The sequence below is a fragment of the Tenacibaculum sp. 190524A05c genome (assembly GCF_964036595.1).
Classification (GTDB): domain Bacteria; phylum Bacteroidota; class Bacteroidia; order Flavobacteriales; family Flavobacteriaceae; genus Polaribacter; species Polaribacter platacis.
The window spans coordinates 867,710-888,738 of record NZ_OZ038523.1 but is presented as its reverse complement, the minus strand read 5'-3'; the positions used below and the strand labels follow the sequence as shown (position 1 = coordinate 888,738).

General features: G+C 31.8%; 19 protein-coding genes. 10 read left to right on the top strand and 9 right to left on the bottom strand.

The genetic code is table 11. The features are described 5' to 3' along the window. Window positions 1-17: 17 nt before the first annotated feature. Complete coding sequence (locus ABNT61_RS03965) at window positions 18-911, bottom strand: sterol desaturase family protein (RefSeq protein ID WP_348744942.1); 894 nt, start codon at window positions 909-911, stop codon at window positions 18-20. A 109-nt stretch (window positions 912-1,020) separates the two neighbouring features. On the opposite strand from ABNT61_RS03965, the gene rpsF reads away from it, so the two are divergent. Genes rpsF through rplI form a run of 3 tightly spaced genes read left to right on the top strand, consistent with a single transcriptional unit; the run spans window position 1,021 to window position 2,130 of the window. Further along, window positions 1,021-1,362: a 30S ribosomal protein S6 gene (gene rpsF / locus ABNT61_RS03960; protein ID WP_348712216.1), complete on the top strand. Its 342-nt coding sequence runs from the start codon at window positions 1,021-1,023 to the stop codon at window positions 1,360-1,362. Window positions 1,363-1,365: 3 nt separating this feature from the next. Then, window positions 1,366-1,665, top strand: coding sequence for a 30S ribosomal protein S18 (gene rpsR, locus ABNT61_RS03955; RefSeq protein WP_198517162.1), 300 nt, complete (start codon window positions 1,366-1,368; stop codon window positions 1,663-1,665). 15 nt (window positions 1,666-1,680) lie between these two features. Further along, the gene (rplI, locus tag ABNT61_RS03950; RefSeq protein WP_348712215.1) at window positions 1,681-2,130 is read left to right on the top strand and encodes a 50S ribosomal protein L9; all 450 of its coding nucleotides are present in this window, start codon (window positions 1,681-1,683) and stop codon (window positions 2,128-2,130) included. A 221-nt stretch (window positions 2,131-2,351) separates the two neighbouring features. Here rplI and lysA read toward each other — a convergent pair whose 3' ends face one another. From lysA to ABNT61_RS03930, 4 genes are all read right to left on the bottom strand, one after another. Then, entirely contained in the window at window positions 2,352-3,554 is a 1,203-nt protein-coding gene (gene lysA / locus ABNT61_RS03945; protein ID WP_348712214.1) for a diaminopimelate decarboxylase, read from the bottom strand. A gap of 278 nt (window positions 3,555-3,832) precedes the next feature. Continuing rightward, a complete protein-coding gene (gene pepT, locus ABNT61_RS03940) occupies window positions 3,833-5,071 on the bottom strand; it encodes a peptidase T (protein ID WP_348744941.1) in 1,239 nt (412 codons plus the stop codon). A gap of 28 nt (window positions 5,072-5,099) precedes the next feature. Further along, window positions 5,100-5,654 (bottom strand): hypothetical protein, encoded by a 555-nt coding sequence (locus tag ABNT61_RS03935; RefSeq protein ID WP_348742042.1) that lies wholly within the window; start codon window positions 5,652-5,654, stop codon window positions 5,100-5,102. Then, entirely contained in the window at window positions 5,651-6,724 is a 1,074-nt protein-coding gene (locus ABNT61_RS03930; protein WP_348744940.1) for a DUF3810 domain-containing protein, read from the bottom strand. Before ABNT61_RS03930 ends, ABNT61_RS03935 begins: the two co-directional genes overlap by 4 nt. A 126-nt stretch (window positions 6,725-6,850) precedes the next feature. Here ABNT61_RS03930 and dnaB point away from each other — a divergent pair, with 126 nt between their 5' ends. Together dnaB and ABNT61_RS03920 are read left to right on the top strand one after the other, a co-directional pair. Next, window positions 6,851-8,371 carry a replicative DNA helicase gene (dnaB, locus tag ABNT61_RS03925; protein WP_348712209.1) on the top strand — a complete coding sequence of 507 codons (1,521 nt, stop codon included), beginning with the start codon at window positions 6,851-6,853 and terminating at the stop codon, window positions 8,369-8,371. 76 nt (window positions 8,372-8,447) lie between these two features. After that, on the top strand, window positions 8,448-9,707 hold the full coding sequence (locus ABNT61_RS03920; RefSeq protein ID WP_348744939.1) for an asparagine synthetase B: 1,260 nt from the start codon (window positions 8,448-8,450) through the stop codon (window positions 9,705-9,707). A 55-nt stretch (window positions 9,708-9,762) separates the two neighbouring features. Here the strand turns inward: ABNT61_RS03920 and ABNT61_RS03915 are convergent, their stop codons facing one another. Then, a complete protein-coding gene (locus ABNT61_RS03915) occupies window positions 9,763-11,481 on the bottom strand; it encodes a helix-turn-helix domain-containing protein (protein ID WP_348744938.1) in 1,719 nt (572 codons plus the stop codon). Between the two features lie 349 nt (window positions 11,482-11,830). Here ABNT61_RS03915 and ABNT61_RS03910 point away from each other — a divergent pair, with 349 nt between their 5' ends. Then, window positions 11,831-12,676: a transketolase gene (locus ABNT61_RS03910; RefSeq protein WP_348712206.1), complete on the top strand. Its 846-nt coding sequence runs from the start codon at window positions 11,831-11,833 to the stop codon at window positions 12,674-12,676. Between the two features lie 127 nt (window positions 12,677-12,803). After that, window positions 12,804-13,925, top strand: coding sequence for an N-acetyl-alpha-D-glucosaminyl L-malate synthase BshA (bshA, locus tag ABNT61_RS03905; protein WP_348742036.1), 1,122 nt, complete (start codon window positions 12,804-12,806; stop codon window positions 13,923-13,925). A gap of 10 nt (window positions 13,926-13,935) precedes the next feature. Here bshA and ABNT61_RS03900 read toward each other — a convergent pair whose 3' ends face one another. Next, the gene (locus ABNT61_RS03900; protein ID WP_348744937.1) at window positions 13,936-14,295 is read right to left on the bottom strand and encodes a hypothetical protein; all 360 of its coding nucleotides are present in this window, start codon (window positions 14,293-14,295) and stop codon (window positions 13,936-13,938) included. A gap of 3 nt (window positions 14,296-14,298) precedes the next feature. After that, the gene (gene aroB / locus ABNT61_RS03895; RefSeq protein WP_348744936.1) at window positions 14,299-15,357 is read right to left on the bottom strand and encodes a 3-dehydroquinate synthase; all 1,059 of its coding nucleotides are present in this window, start codon (window positions 15,355-15,357) and stop codon (window positions 14,299-14,301) included. Between the two features lie 101 nt (window positions 15,358-15,458). On the opposite strand from aroB, the gene ABNT61_RS03890 reads away from it, so the two are divergent. The 3 genes from ABNT61_RS03890 to glyA are packed head-to-tail and all read left to right on the top strand — an operon-like array spanning window position 15,459 to window position 18,230. Further along, window positions 15,459-16,622, top strand: coding sequence for a proline dehydrogenase family protein (locus ABNT61_RS03890; protein ID WP_348744935.1), 1,164 nt, complete (start codon window positions 15,459-15,461; stop codon window positions 16,620-16,622). After that, a complete protein-coding gene (locus ABNT61_RS03885) occupies window positions 16,622-16,927 on the top strand; it encodes an LETM1 domain-containing protein (protein ID WP_348725207.1) in 306 nt (101 codons plus the stop codon). Before ABNT61_RS03890 ends, ABNT61_RS03885 begins: the two co-directional genes overlap by 1 nt. Before the next feature lie 28 nt (window positions 16,928-16,955). Then, a complete protein-coding gene (glyA, locus tag ABNT61_RS03880) occupies window positions 16,956-18,230 on the top strand; it encodes a serine hydroxymethyltransferase (protein WP_348712200.1) in 1,275 nt (424 codons plus the stop codon). Between the two features lie 92 nt (window positions 18,231-18,322). On the opposite strand, the gene ABNT61_RS03875 is transcribed toward glyA, so the two are convergent. Beyond that, entirely contained in the window at window positions 18,323-20,923 is a 2,601-nt protein-coding gene (locus ABNT61_RS03875; RefSeq protein WP_348744934.1) for a starch-binding protein, read from the bottom strand. Between the last annotated feature and the right edge of the window lie 106 nt (window positions 20,924-21,029).

Below are 21,029 nucleotides of genomic sequence, written 5' to 3'. Positions count from 1 at the left end.
AAAAGAAAAGAGAACAATTATTGTTCTCTTTTTTTATTTTCCCATTCTTTTCTTAAATCGGTTGAAAGAATTCCTGTTCCATCATGTTTCCATCCAGGTGGTTTTAGTAAGTATTGTAATCTCTTTCCTATTGAAGTATTACTACTAAATACATCTTTGAGCATATTATACCATTCTATAAAAGCTACTTTAATCGGGTTATGAGTTTCAATATTTTTCACTAGTCCATAAACTGGTTTTTCAACTTCAGGTTCAAATGTTCCGAACAACTTGTCCCAAATAATAAAAATTCCAGCATGATTTCTATCGAGATATTGCGGATTTGTGGCATGATGAACTCTATGATGACTCGGTGTATTAAAAATAGCTTCAAACCATTTAGGAAGTTTATCTATAAGTTCTGTATGAATCCAATATTGATATAATAAGCTAATACTCATTTGAGTTAAAATCATGATAGGATGAAAACCTAAAACCACTAAAGGAAGCCAAAAGATAAAAGTATAAAAGCTTCCTGTCCATGTTTGTCTTAAAGCTGTACTTAAATTATACTTTTGAGATGAGTGATGAACTACATGGCTTGCCCAAAATAATCTACTCTCATGAGCAATTCTATGATTCCAATAATAGACAAAGTCTTCTGCGAACAATAAAATTATCCAAGACCACCAAGTAAAAGGAATGGTAAAAACTCTAAATTGGTATAACCATAAGAATAATCCTAAGATTAATCCTTTAGTAAATAATCCAATGGCTACGTTTCCTAATCCCATTGTGATAGAGGTAGAGGCATCTTTAAACTCGTAATCTTCTAGTTTTACCTTCACAGTTAAAATGGCTTCAACAATGACGGTAATAACAAAAACGGGAATTGCGTAATGAATTAAATTAGGTATTTCAGGAATTTCCATAAGTATAATTTGGACAGGTAAGATAACAAAAAAGAAAAATAGTTTATCTAGATTATGTAATCCTCATAAAAACTTGTATATTTGCACGCTTTAAAATAAAACAATAATTATGAATCATTACGAAACTGTTTTCATTTTGAATCCCGTTTTATCTGAAGGTCAGATAAAGGAAACAGTAAAAAAGTTCGAGGACTATTTGGTTTCTAAAGGTGCAGAAATGATCCACAAAGAGGATTGGGGGCTTAAAAAATTAGCTTATCCAATTCAAAAGAAAAAAAGTGGTTTCTATCACTTATTCGATTACAAAGTAGCTGGAGATGCAATCTCTGCGTTTGAATTAGAGTTTAGACGTGACGATAGCGTTATGCGTTATTTAACTGTAAAGTTAGACAAACATGCTGCTGCTTGGGCTGAGAAGAGAAGAGAACGAGTTAAAACTGCAAAAAAGTAATCAATTATGTCATCTATTGAACAACAAGCAAAAGGAAACAAGCAAGGTGAAGTACGTTACTTAACTCCGCTTGACATTGAAACTAAGAAAGAAGCTAAATACTGTCGTTTCAAAAGAAATGGTATAAAGTATATCGATTACAAAGATCCTGATTTCTTAATGTACTTAGTAAATGAGCAAGGTAAAATCTTACCAAGACGCTTAACAGGAACTTCATTAAAATATCAACGTAAAGTAGCTCAGGCTATCAAAAGAGCTCGTCATTTAGCTTTAATGCCATACGTTGGTGATATGTTAAAATAATAAAGAAGTAGAAACATGGAATTGATATTAAAACAAGACGTAGAAAATTTAGGTTTTAAAGATGATGTAGTAACTGTTAAGAATGGTTACGGTCGTAATTACCTAATTCCTCAAGGATATGCAATTTTAGCTACTTCTTCTGCTAAGAAAGTATTAGCTGAAAACTTAAAGCAACGTGCTTTTAAAGAAGCTAAATTAGTTGAGGATGCTAACAAGTTAGCTGAAACAATTAAAGGATATGAATTAAAGATCGCTTCTAAAGTAGGTTCTGGAGATAAATTATTTGGTTCTGTAAACAACGCAGATGTTGCAGCAGCTTTATCTAAACAAGGAACTGAAATCGAAAAGAAATTTATCAAAGTTACTGGAGGTAATGTAAAAAGATTAGGTAAGTATAATGCTGCCGTACGTTTACATAGAGCTGTAGTTGTTGATATTGTTTTCGAAGTAGTAGCTGAGAAATAAGATTCAATTAGAACTTTATATAGGAAAAGCACATCTTTGAGATGTGCTTTTTTATTTAGACTAAAATTAAAGAATCCTCAATTTTAATAAAGGGTGTTTTTCCTTATAGTTCATTCAAGTATTTATTGATATTTGTAATAACATTTACATACTTTATATAATTTTTTAGGGGATTATGAATTATATAAAAGAAACTCTGACGAAAGTCAGAGTTTTTTAATTTATAATACTATTTCTTGGTTTTTCATGATATCTTCAAAAGTCTCTCTTTTACGTATTAAGTAATCTTTTCCTTCATGAATCATAACTTCCGCAGGTCTGTATCTTGAATTATAGTTAGAAGCCATAGAATAACAGTAAGCTCCCGCGTTAGAGAAACAAAGAACATCTTCTTCTCTGATTTCATTAATTCTTCTATTAGTTCCGAAGGTATCCGTTTCGCAGATATATCCAACGATACTATAAAAACGTTCTCTACCTTTTGGATTTGATAAGTTTACTATTTTATGATATGAACCATAAAACATTGGGCGAATTAAATGATTTAATCCACTATCAATACCAGCGAAAACTGTTGACGTTGTTTGCTTAATTACGTTTACTGACGCTAAGAAATATCCAGCCTCACTTACTAAGAACTTTCCAGGTTCAAACATTAAAGTAAGATCCTTACCATATTCTTTACAGAAGTCGTTAAATCGTTTAGATAAATGCTTACCTAAATCTTCAATATTTGTTGAAATATCTCCTTCTTTATATGGAACTTTAAACCCACTTCCAAAGTCGATAAAATCAATGTTCTTGAAATGTTTAGCTACATCAAATAAAATTTCGGTAGCCATTAAAAATGTATCTACATCTAAAATATCAGAACCAGTATGCATATGAATACCATTGATATTCATTCCTGTGTTTTCAACTACACGTTCAATATGTGGAACTTGATGAATTGAGATTCCAAATTTCGAATCGATGTGTCCAACAGATATTTTAGAATTCCCACCTGCCATAACATGCGGATTAATTCTAATACAAACTGGAATCTCTGGGTGCTTTTGCCCGAACAATTCTAGAATAGACAAGTTATCGATATTAATTTGTACACCCAATTTAGCTACATCTTCAATTTCTTTTAAGGAAACTCCGTTTGGTGTATAGATGATATCTTTTGGTTCAAAACCTGCTAATAATCCAAGTTTAACTTCTTGTATAGAAACAGTATCTAATCCACTATTTAATTGATTAAATACCTTAAGAATATTCACATTAGATAATGCTTTTGCAGCATAGTTAATCTTTACATTTTTTACCTTAGAGAATGCTTTTGTAATGCGTTTATACTGACTTGTTATTTTTTGAGTGTCGTAAACATACAAAGGGCTATCATATTTCTTAGCCAAATCTAAAAGTAAATTTCTATCCATTTTAATTATTTTAAAGCAATAAAAGTACTTTATATCGAAAGGAAAAAAAATTGAATTTTAGAATATAACACAATTGAAATATGTGTGAAATACTATACTAGTCATAATTTAACTAAAAAAAGACGAAAATGTTTTGTTTAATACAGTCTACAACCCTTATATTTGCTACGAAATGAATATCAATTCGTTATTAGTTATTGATTTTATTTTAATGGGAGGTTAATTAAAAACTCCAGCCTAAGGCTGGAGTTTTTTCATTTTATATGTAAAAGTCATTCTTATTTAAACTTTTCAGTCACCTTCTGAGCAATACCTACAATCACTTCTGTAGCCTTCATAATTGACTCAACAGGAACGTATTCGTATCTACCGTGGAAGTTGTGTCCACCTGCAAAAATATTAGGACAAGGTAATCCTTTATAAGAAAGTTGAGAACCATCAGTACCACCTCTAATAGGTTTAATCAATGGAGTAATTCCCATGTCTTTCATAACTTCCTCAGCTATATCAACAATGTACATTACCGGTTCTACCTTTTCTTTCATATTGAAGTATTGATCTTTAATCTCAACTTCAATAGCGTCTTTACCTAACTTTTCATTAATACTCTTGGCAGCATTTAACATTAACTCTTTTCTTTCATTGAAAAGATTCATGTCATGGTCTCTAATAATATACTTTAAAACTGTTTTCTCAACTTTTCCTTCCATAGTATGTAAATGGAAGAAACCTTCATATCCTGTAGTTCTTTCAGGAACTTCATCAGCTGGTAACGTATTGATAAAGTCACTTGCAATAGTCATTGAGTTAACCATTTTACCTTTAGCATAACCTGGGTGTACAATTTTACCGTTAATGGTAACCACAGCACCGGCAGCATTAAAGTTTTCGTATTCTAATTCCCCAATTTGACTACCATCCATTGTGTAGGCCCATTGTGCACCAAATTTTTCAACATCAAATAAATGAGCACCTTTACCAACTTCTTCATCTGGAGTAAAACAAATTCTGATTTTACCATGTTTAATTTCTGGATTTTGAATTAAATATTCCATCGCAGAAACAATTTCAGTAACACCAGCTTTATCATCAGCTCCTAGTAATGTAGTACCATCAGTAGTTATAATTGTTTGACCTTTATATTGTAGTAAATCTTCAAAATAAGAAGGAGATAAAACGATATTTTCTTTTTCGTTCAGAATAATATCCTCTCCGTTATAGTTTTCGTGAATTTGAGGCTTTACGTTGGCACCCGTAAAATCTGGACTCGTATCAATGTGCGCAACAAATCCAATAGTAGGAACATCATAATCAATATTACTAGGAAGTGTAGCCATTAGATAACAATTTTCATCTAACTCTACATCTTGCATTCCTATTTCTTTTAATTCTTGCTCTAATACACGTGCTAAATCCCATTGTTTTTCTGTACTTGGGAATTTTGGATTAGCGGGATCAGATTCAGTATCAATAGTTACATATTTTACAAATCTGTCTATAATATGTTGTTTGTTCATTCTTTAATATTTAAAGTTCAAAAATAAGTTATTTCAAACGTATTTTATCTATCAATTTTACAGCTTTACATAAGCGTTCATCCACTAATGAATCGCCATAGATCTCAGTTTTAACATGCATAAACCCTAAATCGGCTTTAGTGAAAACATTAAGTAGGTGGTAGGTGTATTTTCCTTTCTTACCCTTTACATAATTGTAAAAAGCATCATTTCCTAAATATTGTATTTCTTTGGATATCAATTCTTCCAATTGTCCGGTGGTATTTTCTGTTTTTATTTTAGCAATAAACTCTTTATTAATTTCAACTGGATTTAGAATAAAAGAGGCATCAATGATTACAGTTTCTTTTATACTTACTGTTGTATCTGCAGAATATATAGAAGAAACCACTTCGTCATAATACAAATTCGTTTTCCAATTTTTTGGAAGATCAATAGTAAAGTTCTTTTTAAAATCAGTTACTTCTTCTAAATTATTAAAATCAGGAGAAGCACATTTAAATTCTTCAGAAAGCTTGTTAGAATTGCAAGAACTGAAAAGTAAACATCCAATTATTGCGGAATATAAGTAGGAAAATTTCATAAATTATTTTGTTCTCTGTAGGCGATAAGCAAATCTACAACATAGCTGTAAGATTCAATACCTTTCGTTTGATTATTTGCTTTTAAATAGGAGTTATATCCCTTTTTTAAATAAGGTTCAATTGGGTTTTCATATTGTTTCCAAAACTCATAATTATCTTTCAATTCTTTTCGAATTCCTTTATTAATTTTATACCAAAACTCTTTGTGCAGTTCTTTGTCTCGTTTTCGTATTTCTCGAATACAATAACGCACTGCCATTCTGTAACCAGAGTATTGAAAATAGATATCATCACTATAAATACAGGCTAAAAAACCGATGAAATTAGCTTCATTTTCCGCTGACCATCCAATTTGATGGGCAACCTCATGACAAGACGTAGATGGTAATCCTGTTTTTGGGATCATGCTATTTACTTGAGCTTCACCGGTAATGGGATTCAAATAACCAGAAGTGCCATTATAAGATTGAAATAAACTGACTAATGAATTCTTTACCGCAGGATTTGGATAAGATAGAACAGTATAATCCGTACTTAAGTTTTGAAACGCGTTTGGTACTTTTTTATAAATCTCAGAATTTGAATACGGAACGGAAATTTTAATTGTGTCATTTCCTGTTATATTTTGCTGTAAGGCATTTAGTTTTTCTAAGAAGAAATTTGTTGTAACAACTAATTCTTCTGTAGAATATTTAGAATGCATTAAATTGAGTTTTTTTGCTAAGGGTTCTCTAAAATAATTTAATCCCCAGAAGAGATAAAAACAAAAGTAAATTATTGATAAAAATGCAATGAGTTGTATTGATTTTTTAAGTAAATTAGAGAATCTGTTTTTAATTAGTTTGTAAGTTTCAAAAACAAACATTGATAATAAAACCAATCCGATAAGGTCCCCAACAGAAAAGGGAATCCAACCCAAAATAATTCTAAAGAATCTAGAAATGTATGGATAAATTCCATTGGAGTAGTATTGCTCAATAAATTCAGGCTTTTGGCTTAAATATTTCACCAAAAGTATCTGAAGAGGCAATAAAGTAGCTAGAATTATAGTTTTTTTATTAGGTTTCATTGAACCAAAAATAGGAAGTTCTAATGTTATTAACACACTAATAACAATTTTGTTTACATTTTTTGTGCAAAAAGAAAACCGATAAAGCTGTCATAAATATCAATGTAAAAAATTACTTTTGTCCATATGGAGAGAACGCAAAGTTTAAGGGGTACTAGAGTTGATAAATCTAGAATAATAAATTTAGAAAAAGGAAAGTTACCACCACAGGCATTAGATTTAGAAGAGACTGTTTTGGGGGCTATGATGATTGATAAGAAAGGGATTGATGAAGTAATTGATATTTTACACCCAGAGGCTTTTTATGACAAACGTCATCAAGCTATTTATGAGGCAATTTATGCGCTTTTCCAAAATTCTGAACCAATTGATTTAAGAACAGTTGCTCACCAGTTAAGAACTAGTGGTAAATTAGATTTAGCAGGAGGTGATTTTTATTTGGTTAATCTTACACAGAAAGTAGCGTCATCTGCTCACATTGAATTTCACTCACGTATTATACTTCAGAAATATATTCAACGAAGATTGATTTCAATTTCTTCGGAGATTATTGAAAATGCGTATGATGAAACTACAGATGTTTTTGATTTACTAGATGAAGCGGAAGGTAAATTATTTGAAGTAACTCAAGGAAACTTAAAGAAAGGAGCAGAAGTAGCAGAGAGTTTAGTTCAACAGGCAATTAATAAAATTCAAGAGATATCTAACAAAGAAGGAATGAGTGGTTTAGCCACTGGATTTACAAAGTTAGATGCGTTAACTTCTGGTTGGCAACCTTCGGATTTAATTATTATTGCGGCACGTCCTGGTATGGGAAAAACTGCATTTGTAATTTCTATGGCAAAAAATATGGCCATCGAATTTAATGAAGCTGTTGCCTTATTCTCATTAGAGATGTCATCAGTACAGTTAATTACTCGTATGATTTCTTCTGAAACAGGATTGACTTCTGAGAAATTACGTAAAGGAAATTTAGAGCCGCACGAATGGGAGCAATTAAATGTAAAAGTTAAAAAGCTTTCTGATGCACCTATTTTTATTGATGATACACCGGCATTATCAATTTTCGATTTACGTGCAAAAGCTCGTCGTTTAGTGTCTCAACACAATGTTAAAATTTTAATTATTGATTACTTGCAGTTAATGACAGCAGGTGGAGCAGGAGGAAACCGTGAACAGGAAATTTCTACAATTTCTCGTAACTTAAAAGCATTAGCGAAAGAATTGAATATTCCTGTTATTGCATTATCTCAGTTATCTCGTGCTGTTGAAACTCGTGGAGGAAGTAAGCGTCCATTATTATCTGACCTTCGTGAATCTGGAGCAATTGAGCAAGATGCTGATATTGTATCATTCATTTTCCGTCCTGAATATTATGGTATGACTGAATGGGATGATGATGATCATTCACCATGTGAAGGACAGGGAGAATTTATCGTGGCAAAACACCGTAACGGTGGATTGGATAATATCCGTTTAAAGTTTACTGGGCATTTAGCAAAATTCTCGGATTTAGAAGAAGGATTTAGTAGTGAATTCCAATCGAGTATGAATTCATTCTCATCAGATAGTTTACCATCTGCACAAGATGCATTTGGAGCTCCTGAATCTTCATCAGATAATTTTAATGATGATGTTCCGTTTTAAAAGTTAGAATAACGATTCTTAAAAATATATTAAATACACAATTGCTACTTAGTAATTGTGTATTTTAGTTTTTGATATGAGGAAATACATTTATTTATTAGCATTTATATTCTTTTCAAATACACTTTGGGCTTCTTTTATTTATCTACCGATGAGTCATGATAATCAAAAGAATCATTTAAAAGCTTATGGTATTGTGTATTATGCACTTCAAAATGGATTAAAAGCGAAATGGTTATTGAATTATGATGGAGGTGCATTTTTGATTGAAAATAATGCAGATGTAGTTAATGAATGTAAGATTAGAGGTGTTTCTTATGAAGAAATATCATCAGCTCGATCACAAATAATATTAGAAGAAATATCTTCTCCGAGTAAGAATCAAGAAGCTGTAACACTTGAAAAAGCGCCAAAAATTGCAGTATATTCTCCAAAAGATAAAATGCCTTGGGATGATGCGGTAACTATGGTTTTAACCTATGCAGAAATTCCATTCGATGTGGTTTATGACGAGGAAGTTTTAGGAGATAAGTTATTACTTTATGAATGGTTACACTTACATCATGAAGATTTTACGGGTCAGTACGGGCGTTTTTATGGAGCCTTTAGAACCGCACCATGGTATATTCGTCAAAAGAAAGATGCAGAAGCCTTGGCTAAGAAATTAGGTTATTCAAAAGTTTCTGAAGCTAAAAGAGATGTCGCACGTAAGATCAGAGATTATGTCGTTGGAGGTGGATTTATGTTTGCGATGTGTTCTGCAACGGATAGTTTTGATATTGCTCTGGCTGCAGACGGAGTTGATATTTGCGAAACAATGTTTGATGGAGACCCATCAGAGCCAAATTATCAATCAAAGTTAGATTTTAATAAGACCTTTGCTTTTAATAATTTTCAGCTGATAAGAAACCCAACTACCTACGAGTTTTCATCTATTGATATGACCCGTAAGCGCAGAATTAGACAAGAGTCAGATTATTTTGTGTTGAAAGAGTTTTCTGCAAAATGGGATCAAGTTCCAACGATGTTATGTCAAAATCATACACAAGTTGTAAAAGCATTCATGGGACAAACAACGTCTTTTGATAGAAGCAGCGTAAAATCTACGGTAATGGTTTTAGGAGAAAATAAAACCAATTCTGAAGCTAGATATATTCACGGAACTAAAGGAAAAGGAATGTTTACCTATTACGGTGGACATGATCCAGAAGATTATAGACATAGAGTAGGTGATCCAAAAACAGAATTAGATTTACACCCAACTTCACCAGGATATCGTTTAATTTTAAATAATGTGTTGTTCCCAGCGGCTAAAAAGAAAAAGCAAAAGACTTAATTTATCCTTTGACTGTGTTATTTCCGAGTAAACGGAAATCTAAAACATGATTTAATTAAGCTGTAAGTTTATTTAGTTCTTTTATAAAGTAAGACGGTCTAATGTTAGTTTTTTTCTGAAACGCTTTGGAGAAAGATTCTGCATTTTTAAAACCAACTTCGAGAGCTAACGCTTTAACAGTATATTTTCTGAGTAATTCATCTTCTTTTAATTCACGTAGAACATATTCTATTCTTAAGTTATTGATATAATTACTAAAGGATTGTTTCTTATAGTGATTAATAACTTTGGATAAATAATTAGAATTGGTTTCAAGTGTTTCAGCTAAATTATTAAGATTAAGCTCGTTATTTAAAAAACCATATTCAAGTTCAAATGTTTGAAGTTTAGAAAGAATATCTTCTACTATTTCTTGTTGAATAGATAATTCTGAACTTTCTTGTTTCTGATGATTTTCAGTTGGTTTCAGTTTTTCATTGTTTAATTTAACTTTTTCTTTTCTATCTAGAGCTTTTAAAAATCTCTCCTTGTATACTTTTTTTCTTTTTGTTTGGTAAATTAAAAGTAGTACTGTCAGCACTACCAAAAAGAAAAATAAAAATTTGTAACCTTCGTTTTTATCAGATTTCTTCTTTAAACTATTTATAAGAGCATTCTTTTCATTTAATAGTTCAGGAAGGTCATATCCCTGATTAATCGATTTTACAATTTCAGTCTTATTATTCTTCGCTTTATTCTTATGCTCTAAAAGATTAGTAATGAAATGAAGTTGTAATTCTAAGTTTTCATTTTCTTTAGATTCTTGAATCAAATAATTATAAACAACATTATAATCATTATTTAAAACTTGATGATTCGAGTACAAAGAATCAACTTTTTCATAATAGAAATATGCTTTATCGGCAAGCTTTACATTTTTAAAAGAAGTTCCTAGCAAAGAATACGATGCAGATAGTTCTTTTAATAACTTCTGATCTTTAAGTATTAATTTAATATATCTGTTTACTTTTTCAATTGCTTTGTTGTACTCTTTTTTTTCAAAGTGAATTTTTGATCTTAAGAATATTAAATGTTGAAGATATCTTTGATTAGACGTCGCATATTTAGAATAAAATTCATGACCTTTATCCAAATAGTAAAACGCAGAATCGAATTTTTTTAATTCTATATAAGATAATGTTAAGCGCTTCGGTAACTTAAGAAGTAAATTTTCACATTTTTTATCCTTTTCTAATGAATGTAATACGCTTTTATAGATTTTTATTGCGTTGTCATAATCTCCGTAAGACTTTTTAATGTCTGCGATAAAGATTTGACTAACATTATAAATACTATCATTATGTTTTTTCTTTAATAAAGCTTTTACTTTTATGAATTCTTTTAATGACTCTTGTACATGATTATTTTCATAATATACACGGCCTTTCTCACTATGAATTTTTAGTAGTTGATCAATATCTTGATCCTTCTTGTAGTTTGAAATAAGGGAATCACAATATTTATGAAACTGACTGAAATTATTTTCACAGCGGCCTAAAAGATATTTCGCGTAAATCATTCTATGTATTGACTTATCTTTTTTACCTTTTTCAAAATACGCATTTGCATATTTTTTTGCTTTTATAGAATCATTTATATTTTCTTGAAAATATCCCTTTAATGATTTATATGATTTATCAATTAAAGGAAAAGCTTCCGTATTTTGACTCGATACCTTTTTAATGTTTAAAAAGCACAAACAAAATAAGAAAATGATAATTTTCAGTTTAGGCATTAGTTGATTTTAAACAGTAAAACTAAGTATTTGTTTTAGAAAAAGGTGAATTTTTTAATGTGTTTTTAGCCAGTGTTTTATATGTTTTAGGACTCTGTTTTCATGAATCTAGACAAGCAATTGTTGTCTAATCAATGCATAAACACGAAATTTGAGATAAGGGTTCGATTACGAAGGAACATATATAAAAACGGGAAAATTACACGAAAAAGAATAACGACCAATTTAATCCCCTTTAGAAAACGGACCCTTTTTAAGGTTATATGTTAATAACTATTCATTAAAAGCCACATTTCCATATTTACATTTCGAACACTTTTGTATTTTTGCGCGTATTAAACAAAACAAAATGCCAACAACACAACAACTTCAAGACTTTACACAACAAGTTCGCCGAGATATTTTACGAATGGTACATGCTGTTAATTCTGGACATCCAGGAGGATCTTTAGGATGTGCTGAATTTATTACTTGTTTGTATCAAGAAATCATGGAATATAGTACTGATTTTGATATGGATGGTAAAAATGAAGATATGTTCTTTTTATCTAATGGACATATTTCACCTGTATATTACAGTGTTTTATCTCGTAGTGGTTTTTTTCCTGTTGAAGAATTAGCAACATTCAGAAAGCTTGATTCTCGTTTACAAGGTCATCCAACTACTCATGAACATTTACCAGGAATTAGAATTGCATCTGGTTCATTAGGACAAGGAATGAGTGTTGCGATTGGAGCTGCTGAAGCAAAGAAGTTAAATGGAGATGATAAAATTGTTTACTCTTTACACGGAGATGGGGAGTTACAAGAAGGTCAAATTTGGGAAGCTGCAATGTATGCATCTGCAAAGAAAGTTGATAACTTAATTTCAACTGTTGATGTAAACGAAAAACAAATTGATGGAACTACTGATCAAGTTTTAGCAATGGGAAGCTTAAAAGCAAAATTTGAAGCTTTTGGTTGGGATGTATTAGAAGTTAAAGAAGGAAATAATGTTGAAGCTGTTTTAGCTGGTTTAAAAGAAGCTAAATCTAGAACTGGAAAAGGTAAACCTGTTTGTATTTTATTATATACAGAAATGGGTAACGGAGTAGACTTTATGATGCATACGCATGCATGGCATGGAAAAGCTCCAAATGACGAGCAATTAGCTACTGCATTAGAGCAAAATCCTGCAACTTTAGGAGATTACTAGAAAAATATAGATAATAATTTGAAACGCTGTTACTTAAAAGTAGCAGCGTTTCTTTTTTTAATAATATTAACAATCTAGCGTAAACAAAAACGTATTTTTACGTCAAAACCGACAAATCAAACAACACATGAAAATAGGTATTGTATGTTATCCTACTTTTGGAGGTAGTGGAGTAGTAGCTACAGAATTAGGAATGGCATTGGCAAATAAAGGTCATGAAGTTCATTTCATAACGTATAACCAACCCGTTCGATTAGATTTTATTTCATACAATTTACATTTTCATGAAGTCGCGTTAGAAGAATATCCGTTATTTCAATATCAACCATATGAGTTGGCACTTTCAACTAAAATGGTAGAAGTTGTTGAACGTTATCAATTGGAAGTACTTCATGTACATTATGCAATACCTCATGCTTATGCGGCCTATATGGCCAAAAAAATGCTTTCAGATAAAGGCATTAAAGTGAAAGTAGTCACAACACTTCATGGAACAGATATTACCTTAGTTGGAAGTCATCCGAGTTATAAAACAGCAGTAGAGTTTAGTATTAATATGTCTGATGAAGTAACTACAGTTTCATCAAGTTTAAAAGAGGATACTTTACGATTGTTTAATATTCAAAAGGATATTAAAGTGGTTTATAATTTTATTGATGGGACGAAATATGAAATGGCAGATGAAGAAGAGTGTAGGAGGAATGCTATTGCAAATGAGAATGAGCGTATTTTAACACATATAAGTAATTTCAGACCTGTAAAAAGGGTTTTAGATGTAATTCAGATTTTTAACGAAGTCCAGAAAGAAATTCCATCTAAACTATTAATGGTTGGTGACGGACCAGAAAGATCTAAAGCGGAGAAACTTGCGGAAGTTTTAGGAATAAGTGATAAAATTCTGTTTTTAGGTAATAGTAATGAGGTTGCTAAATTATTATGTTATTCTGATGTATTTCTGTTGCCTTCAGAAACAGAAAGTTTTGGATTAGCGGCGTTAGAAGCAATGGCAGCAAATACTGTGGTGATATCGTCTAATACTGGTGGATTGCCTGAGGTGAATATTCATGGAGAAACAGGTTATTTAAGTGATTTGGGAGATGTGAATAGTATGGCTAATCATGCGATCTCTATTTTAAAAGATGAAGCTAAACTTTTAGAGTTAAAAAGAAATGCTAAAGAGCATACGAAGTTGTTTTCACTTGATAAAGTATTACCACAATATGAGAGTATTTATAAAGCTTGTTTCTAGCGATGTTTGATTAAATCCAATCTAACTCAAATTCTAAAATGTAGTGTAACAAACTTAAGATGGTAAGTATTGAAAGTATACTTATTAGTCTAAAAATAAAAGGACTCCATTTCGAATTCGATTTTCTTCGGAGAAGTTTGGAATCAATAATTTTGAAGAAAATGAATGTTAGTAACCCTAAAATTCCTCCAATTACTAAAATAGCTCTGTAATACAAGAATTGTAAAATGGTATTTAAAATATCATTTTTGAATTCAAAAGTTTCACCAATTCGTAGTCTAAAACTTAGTATTCCAATTAGAATGCAGAATAAAAACCATAGGAAGTTGTGTAACCATTGGTACTTCCTATAATTTTTATTTTCTTCCATTATTTATTGTCTGTAAAAATTTAGACTTTCTTCTATAATTTGCTCTGAAGCTTCTGCATTAATCACAAAATCTTCATAATCCTTAAGTAAAACGAATTTTACCACTCCAGCTTCATTTTTCTTGTCGTGCTTGAGTAAATTCATTATAGGTTCAATATCACTTTTTTCAATTGTAACTTTACCATAAATAGCAATAATAGCTTCCTTTATTTCTTCTAATTTTTCGGTAGGAAAACCCTGAGTTTTAGCAGAAATAAATGCTTCACAAACCATACCAATAGCAATAGCCTCACCATGAGTTAAAGCTTCCTTATTAGGATTTTCTAGAAAGTATGATTCTACACCATGCCCCATGGTATGTCCCCAGTTTAAGACTTTTCGTAATCCTTTTTCTTTTGGATCTTCGGAAACAACTTCATTTTTAATAGCTATTGACTTGTGAATCAAATCAACAATATTAACTTCAGGATTATCCTTAATTTCATTGAATAAGTGAATATCATGAGTCATTCCATATTTTATAATCTCTGCAGTTCCTGATCTAATTTCTCTCGCTGAAAGGGTACGTAAATACTCAGGATCAATTAAAACCATTTGCGGGTTAGCAAAAACACCAATTTGATTTTTTAATACGCCTAAATCAATTCCAGTTTTTCCACCAACAGATGCATCAACAATTGATAAAAGAGTCGTTGGAATATTCACAAAATCAATTCCTCTTTTAAAAGTAGAAGCCACAAATCCACCTAAATCAGTAATTACTCCACCACCAAGCGTAATCAGTAAGCTCTTTCTATCAGCACCTAATTCAGTCATTACATTCCAAACTCCAACACAAGTTTCAATGTTCTTATGAACTTCACCTGGATCTATTTGAATAACTTCAATTTGAGTTTTAGTTTCAAGATTTTGAATAAATCGTGGATAACAACATTCAAACGTATTATCATCTACTAAAATAAAAATAGATGAGTATGCATTTTGTTCAATTAAAACAGCAAGTTCACTGTATGCTTTTTCATTAAAATGAATTGGGTATGTAGTTGCCTGAATGGTTTCCATTGTTTCTTTAAATAAGATGTAAAAATAAATAGAAATTATAAAAAAAATTGATTGTTCTCTTCTATATTTGTCTTTCAAGAATAAACGTGTAAATATTATTCATGAAACTTTTTGAGAATACTGAAGTAGCTTTCAAGTTAAAGTCTGATTCTGAGTTAGAAAGGGCTTATTTTTTATTTCGATTGATTCAAAGTCAACCAATGGTTAGAATTGGTACTGCGGTAACCAATTTTGCACTTAAAGCACATTTACCTGTAGAAGGATTAATTCGTTCTACTGTTTTCGATCATTTTTGTGGTGGAGTAACAGAAGAAGATTGTATTCCAAGTATAGAGAAAATGTATAATTCTGGAAATGTTCACAGTGTATTAGATTACTCTGTGGAAGGTAAAGCAGAAGAAGAGAGTTTTGATAGTGCGGTTGAAAAGATAGAGAAAATCATTCAATTTTCTGAAGAGAAAGATTCAATTCCATTTGCTGTTTTTAAACCAACTGGTTTTGGAAGGTTTGCTCTATATCAAAAAATTGGTGAAGGAAAAGAATTATCATCTAAAGAGCAAGAAGAGTGGGATAGAGTAAAAACTCGTTTTCACAGAGTTTGTAAACTTGCTTTTACTAAAGATGTACCTCTTTTAATCGATGCAGAAGAAAGCTGGATGCAAGATGCAGCCGATGATTTAATTGAAGAATTGATGGCTACCTACAATAAAGAGAAAGCTATCATATTCAATACACTTCAAATGTATCGTCATGATCGAATGGAATACTTAAAAGCTTTACATCAACGAGCGCATCAAAAAGGATTCCACATTGGTATGAAAGTAGTTCGTGGTGCATATATGGAAAAAGAACGCGAAAGAGCCGAAGAAATGGGTTATCCATCTCCAATCTGTAAGAATAAAGAAGCTACGGATAAGAACTATGATGAAGCAATCTTGTACATGATGGAGCATAAAAATATGGCTTTATTTGCAGGAACTCATAATGAAGAAAGTTCTTATTTATTAATGGAACTTGCTGAGAAGTATAATATTGAGAAAAACGACAAAAGGATGTGGTTTGGACAATTATATGGAATGAGTGATCACATTAGTTTTAATCTAGCTGAGAAAGGATATAATGTGGCTAAATATGTTCCTTTTGGACCAGTAAGAGACGTTATGCCGTATCTAATTCGTAGAGCAGAGGAAAATACATCTGTAGAAGGACAAACTTCTAGAGAGTTAAATCTTATAAAAACAGAAAAGAAACGTAGAAAGTTATAATGAATTCGGTAGAAGAAATAAAAGCATTATTGCATAAGAATAAGGCTCGTTTTATAGAAGAGCTAAATGAAAGCAAAGAGCTTGTTTCTTTACTAACGAAATCAATAACAACAACGTTAACTGAAGAGGAAAAAAAGAAGGTAAAAGAGCAAACACTTGATATCTGTAAAGCCATACCTGCTTTTACAGTTTTTATGTTACCAGGTGGAGCACTTTTATTACCTTTGCTTATTAAATTGATACCCACAATTTTACCAAGTTCATTTAGAAAAGACAATTCAGAGAATTTTAATACCCCAGAATAACAACACTGGGAACAAAAACAAAACAACAATGCAACAAGATCATCAAATATTTGATTTAATACAAGATGAAAAAGAGCGTCAGATTAATGGAATAGAACTGATTGCTTCTGAGAACTTTGTGAGTGACCAAGTAATGAAAGCTCAAGGTTCTGTTTTAACGAATAAATATGCTGAAGGATATCCAGGAAAACGTTATTACGGAGGATGTGAAATCGTAGATGTAGTTGAGCAAATTGCAATAGATAGAGCTAAAGAACTTTTTGGAGCAGAATATGTAAACGTTCAACCTCACTCTGGAAGTCAGGCTAATACTGCAGTTTTTGCTGCATGTTTGAAACCTGGAGATACTATTTTAGGTTTTGATTTGGCTCATGGTGGACATTTAACTCACGGGTCTCCAGTAAACTTCTCTGGGAAATTATATAACCCAGTATTTTATGGAGTAAATAAAGAAACTGGTTTAATTGATTACGATCATTTAAATGAGCAAGCACAAAAGCATAAACCAAAAATGATTATTGCGGGTGCTTCTGCTTATTCGAGAGATATGGATTTTAAACGCTTCCGCGAAATTGCAGATAGTGTTGGAGCTATTTTATTAGCAGATATTTCTCACCCATCTGGTTTAATTGCTAAAGGAATTTTAAGTGATCCATTACCACACTGTCATATTGTAACTACTACTACCCATAAGACCTTGAGAGGACCAAGAGGTGGTATGATTATGATTGGTAAAGATTTTGAAAATCCATTTGGTTTAAAATTAAAGAGTGGAAAATTAAAGAAAATGTCTACGTTATTAAACGGAGCGGTTTTCCCAGGAAATCAAGGTGGACCATTAGAACACGTTATTGCTGCTAAGGCAGTTGCGTTTGGTGAAGCCTTAACGGATGAGTTTTTAGAATATCAGATTCAAGTAAGAGCAAATGCTCAAGCTATGGCTCAAGCTTTTGTTGATAAAGGGTATAACATTATTTCAGGAGGAACTGATAACCATATGATGTTAATTGATCTTAGAAACAAAAATATTACTGGAAAAGATGCTGAAATCGCTTTAGGTAAGGCAGAAATTACAGTAAACAAGAATATGGTTCCTTTTGATACTGAATCTCCATTCGTAACTTCTGGAATTCGTATTGGAACTCCAGCAATTACAACAAGAGGTTTAGTTGAAGAAGATATGCCAGCTGTTGTAGAACTTATTGATGAAGCAATTCAAAATGCAGAAAATGATGAGAAACTTCATGAAATAGGAGAGAAGGTTTATGATTTAATGCACCAAAGAAGATTATTCGTGATGTAATCACTTTTAAAAATTATATTATAATAGTAAAAAACCGGTAGTTCAAACTACCGGTTTTTTTGGGGATTATAAATAAATAGTAAACGAACTTATTACTGTTTAATAACTTTTATAGGTTTAGCAATAGGCACTTCATTTAAAGTACCGTTAATGATGTAAATTCCTTTAGCTCCAAAATCAGAATTTGATAATTCAATTTTGTGATGTCCAGAACTTTTTTCACCATTGAAAATTACTCTAGTTTGTCCTAATATATTTGATATACTAACTTTTAAAATTCCTCTTGTGCTCGTTGAGATATACAAGTTAGACCTATTTTTTATTGGATTAGGAGCAATTGAGACATTATCTAAAATTGATAATTCCGATGTTGCATTCACTGAAGCTCTAGAAGAAACACAATTAGTAGGACATGTAGCAGACCAAACTCCGGTTGATTTTCCAGAACTACTTCCTGTAATTCTAAACCACCCATCAGTTCCTCTTGTTAAATCTACCGTTTGTTGTCCATTACCATTATTAAAAACTACTCCTATATCATTAGCGGAAACACCATTTGGAACTGTAAATGTATAGTTAGACCAATCTCCTGTGTTACTCATTAGTTGACCAGGCCATCCTGGCGTTCCAGTAAGTGTGGAATTAGTGGCTTTATTGTATACATAAGCATTTGCTGTATTACCCCAAGAAGAAGTTCTTAAAAAGTTAATTGTAGCTGTTGTACTTGAAGGAGGTGTAGTACTGTTACAATCAGAAGGGCAATTGCTTGTCCAAGTTCCATTATCGTACCATCCATCAGTTCCTCTAGCCAAATCATCAGTTTGATTGTTACCATCATTGAATATTATTCTGATATTATTTGATGATGTTCCAGAAGGTACATTTAGTGTGTATTTATACCAAGGAGTTCCAGAAATATTAGTTGTTGTAGCCCCTGGCCAACCTGAAGTTCCAGGAATTGTACTATTTGTTGAGGCATCAAAGAAATACACATTAATATTTGAGTTCCAGCTATTCGGTTTTTTAAATTGCACAGTTAAGTTTCCAGATGGTGGAGGAGGAGGCGGTGGTGTCCCAGTACAATCAGAAGGACAATTATTTGACCAACTTCCATTATCATACCAACCATCAGTACTTCTACTTAAATCATCTGTTTGATTTGTACCATCATTAAAAATCACTCTAATATTTTGCGCAGCAACTCCTGCTGGAGGATTAACTTGAAAAGAATACCAAGGAGTTCCAGAAATATTAGTCATAGATTGTCCTGGCCATCCAGTTGTTCCTGGAATAATAGCGTTTGTTGAAGCATCAAATAAATACACATTTACATTAGAATTCCAAGAATTAGGTTTCTTGAAGTTTACTGTAAACGGATCAACTTGCGCTGGAGGCGGTGGAGGAGTTCCTCCTTGTGTCCAAATAGCATAATCAGTTCCTGAAGTTCTTAAAACCCATCCACTTCCATTTGGAGCCCAATTCCCGCTACCTAATTTCATAGCAATTGTCCCATTTCTTCCGTCGATATATGCCGCGTATAAATCATTTCTTGCTTCAGCGATATTGATTGACGACCCAGCAAAAATTCTTGCATCTTTACGAATAGCAATCATGTCTTTAATTGCATTTCTTACACCTGTTCCAGTGTCAAAATAATGTGTCCAGAAAATCATTGGATTTCCAGGATGTGTTAAAATGTAAGCATATCCTTTTCTTAAATTAGTTTCTCCACCTGGAAAAACATAACCTGGTCCGCAACATTGTTGAGCAGCTCCAGTATCGTGATTATCTAAAAACGTAACAGATTTTGTAGGATTGATTCCAATCATTCCAGAAGGATTTCCGCCACCATCTCTTAAATAAGAAAGATTATTATCTCTAAAGGCATTTTGAAGTGTAACTTTTGTATTAAAATCAAAAGCTGAAGATGATTGTTGTGTAAAGTTTACCCAATTGTTAGTTTGAACTCTGCTACTTTCTAATAATTCTCCAACAGCGAAATACGGATTTGTAGCATCATTATATTCTTTGTTGAAAATAGGATCATATCCATGAACAAAATCATATCTCCATCCATCAAAACCTAAATCGTTTTTTAAGAAATTCATCCAGTTTTTTATTTCTTGACGAACAGCAGGATTGAAATGATCTAAATCTCTTGCTGGACCATATGTTCCATTAGAACCATCCGCTTTTAATGCTGTACCAGGGAAATAATCTCCATTGATACTGAATTCTACAGGAAAGTTTACAAAATTCCTTCCTTCGTCATCAGCAGTAATAAATGTAGTAGGCCAAGCTGGGTTTGTAAAGGTAACCGCATCATTTGTTCCCACACGGTGATTAATTACAATGTCTCCAATAATTTTAATACCTAAGTTATGATAGGTATTAATTAGGTTTCTTAATTGTACTTCTGATCCATAAGCACTATTGAAGTTATATAATTCTCTTGGTAAATATCCTTGAGGAGCTCCAGAATCACTAACTGGTGGCAGCCAAATCATATCAATTCCAGCACTATTGATTTCACTGCTGTTTTGAGTAACAACATCGAACCAAGTTTGTCCGGCTGGTTGATTTTGTACATTCCAGTCGAATGCCTGGAAGAGTACGTCTTCGTCTTGTGCTAGAACATTTAGGGAAAAAATGAACAGCAAAACTAATTGAAAGTTTTTTAGGGTTTGTTTCATTGTGTTAAAGTTATTTGGTTTGAAAGGTCAAAAAGAATTATAAGAATTAACACTTGAAAAAGCTGGTTGAAGACTTTGATTTAATAGTGTTAAAAATTGAATAATA

Coding starts and splice junctions, on each gene's coding strand:
- ABNT61_RS03935 (WP_348742042.1), bottom strand. CDS start 5,654: ATGAAATTTTCCTACTTATATTCCGCAATAATTGGATGTTTACTTTTC.
- lysA (WP_348712214.1), bottom strand. CDS start 3,554: ATGGATAGAAATTTACTTTTAGATTTGGCTAAGAAATATGATAGCCCT.
- ABNT61_RS03910 (WP_348712206.1), top strand. CDS start 11,831: ATGCCAACAACACAACAACTTCAAGACTTTACACAACAAGTTCGCCGA.
- ABNT61_RS03890 (WP_348744935.1), top strand. CDS start 15,459: ATGAAACTTTTTGAGAATACTGAAGTAGCTTTCAAGTTAAAGTCTGAT.
- ABNT61_RS03900 (WP_348744937.1), bottom strand. CDS start 14,295: ATGGAAGAAAATAAAAATTATAGGAAGTACCAATGGTTACACAACTTC.
- ABNT61_RS03875 (WP_348744934.1), bottom strand. CDS start 20,923: ATGAAACAAACCCTAAAAAACTTTCAATTAGTTTTGCTGTTCATTTTT.
- rpsF (WP_348712216.1), top strand. CDS start 1,021: ATGAATCATTACGAAACTGTTTTCATTTTGAATCCCGTTTTATCTGAA.
- ABNT61_RS03965 (WP_348744942.1), bottom strand. CDS start 911: ATGGAAATTCCTGAAATACCTAATTTAATTCATTACGCAATTCCCGTT.
- ABNT61_RS03930 (WP_348744940.1), bottom strand. CDS start 6,724: ATGAAACCTAATAAAAAAACTATAATTCTAGCTACTTTATTGCCTCTT.
- ABNT61_RS03885 (WP_348725207.1), top strand. CDS start 16,622: ATGAATTCGGTAGAAGAAATAAAAGCATTATTGCATAAGAATAAGGCT.
- dnaB (WP_348712209.1), top strand. CDS start 6,851: ATGGAGAGAACGCAAAGTTTAAGGGGTACTAGAGTTGATAAATCTAGA.
- rplI (WP_348712215.1), top strand. CDS start 1,681: ATGGAATTGATATTAAAACAAGACGTAGAAAATTTAGGTTTTAAAGAT.
- glyA (WP_348712200.1), top strand. CDS start 16,956: ATGCAACAAGATCATCAAATATTTGATTTAATACAAGATGAAAAAGAG.
- pepT (WP_348744941.1), bottom strand. CDS start 5,071: ATGAACAAACAACATATTATAGACAGATTTGTAAAATATGTAACTATT.
- bshA (WP_348742036.1), top strand. CDS start 12,804: ATGAAAATAGGTATTGTATGTTATCCTACTTTTGGAGGTAGTGGAGTA.
- ABNT61_RS03920 (WP_348744939.1), top strand. CDS start 8,448: ATGAGGAAATACATTTATTTATTAGCATTTATATTCTTTTCAAATACA.
- ABNT61_RS03915 (WP_348744938.1), bottom strand. CDS start 11,481: ATGCCTAAACTGAAAATTATCATTTTCTTATTTTGTTTGTGCTTTTTA.
- aroB (WP_348744936.1), bottom strand. CDS start 15,357: ATGGAAACCATTCAGGCAACTACATACCCAATTCATTTTAATGAAAAA.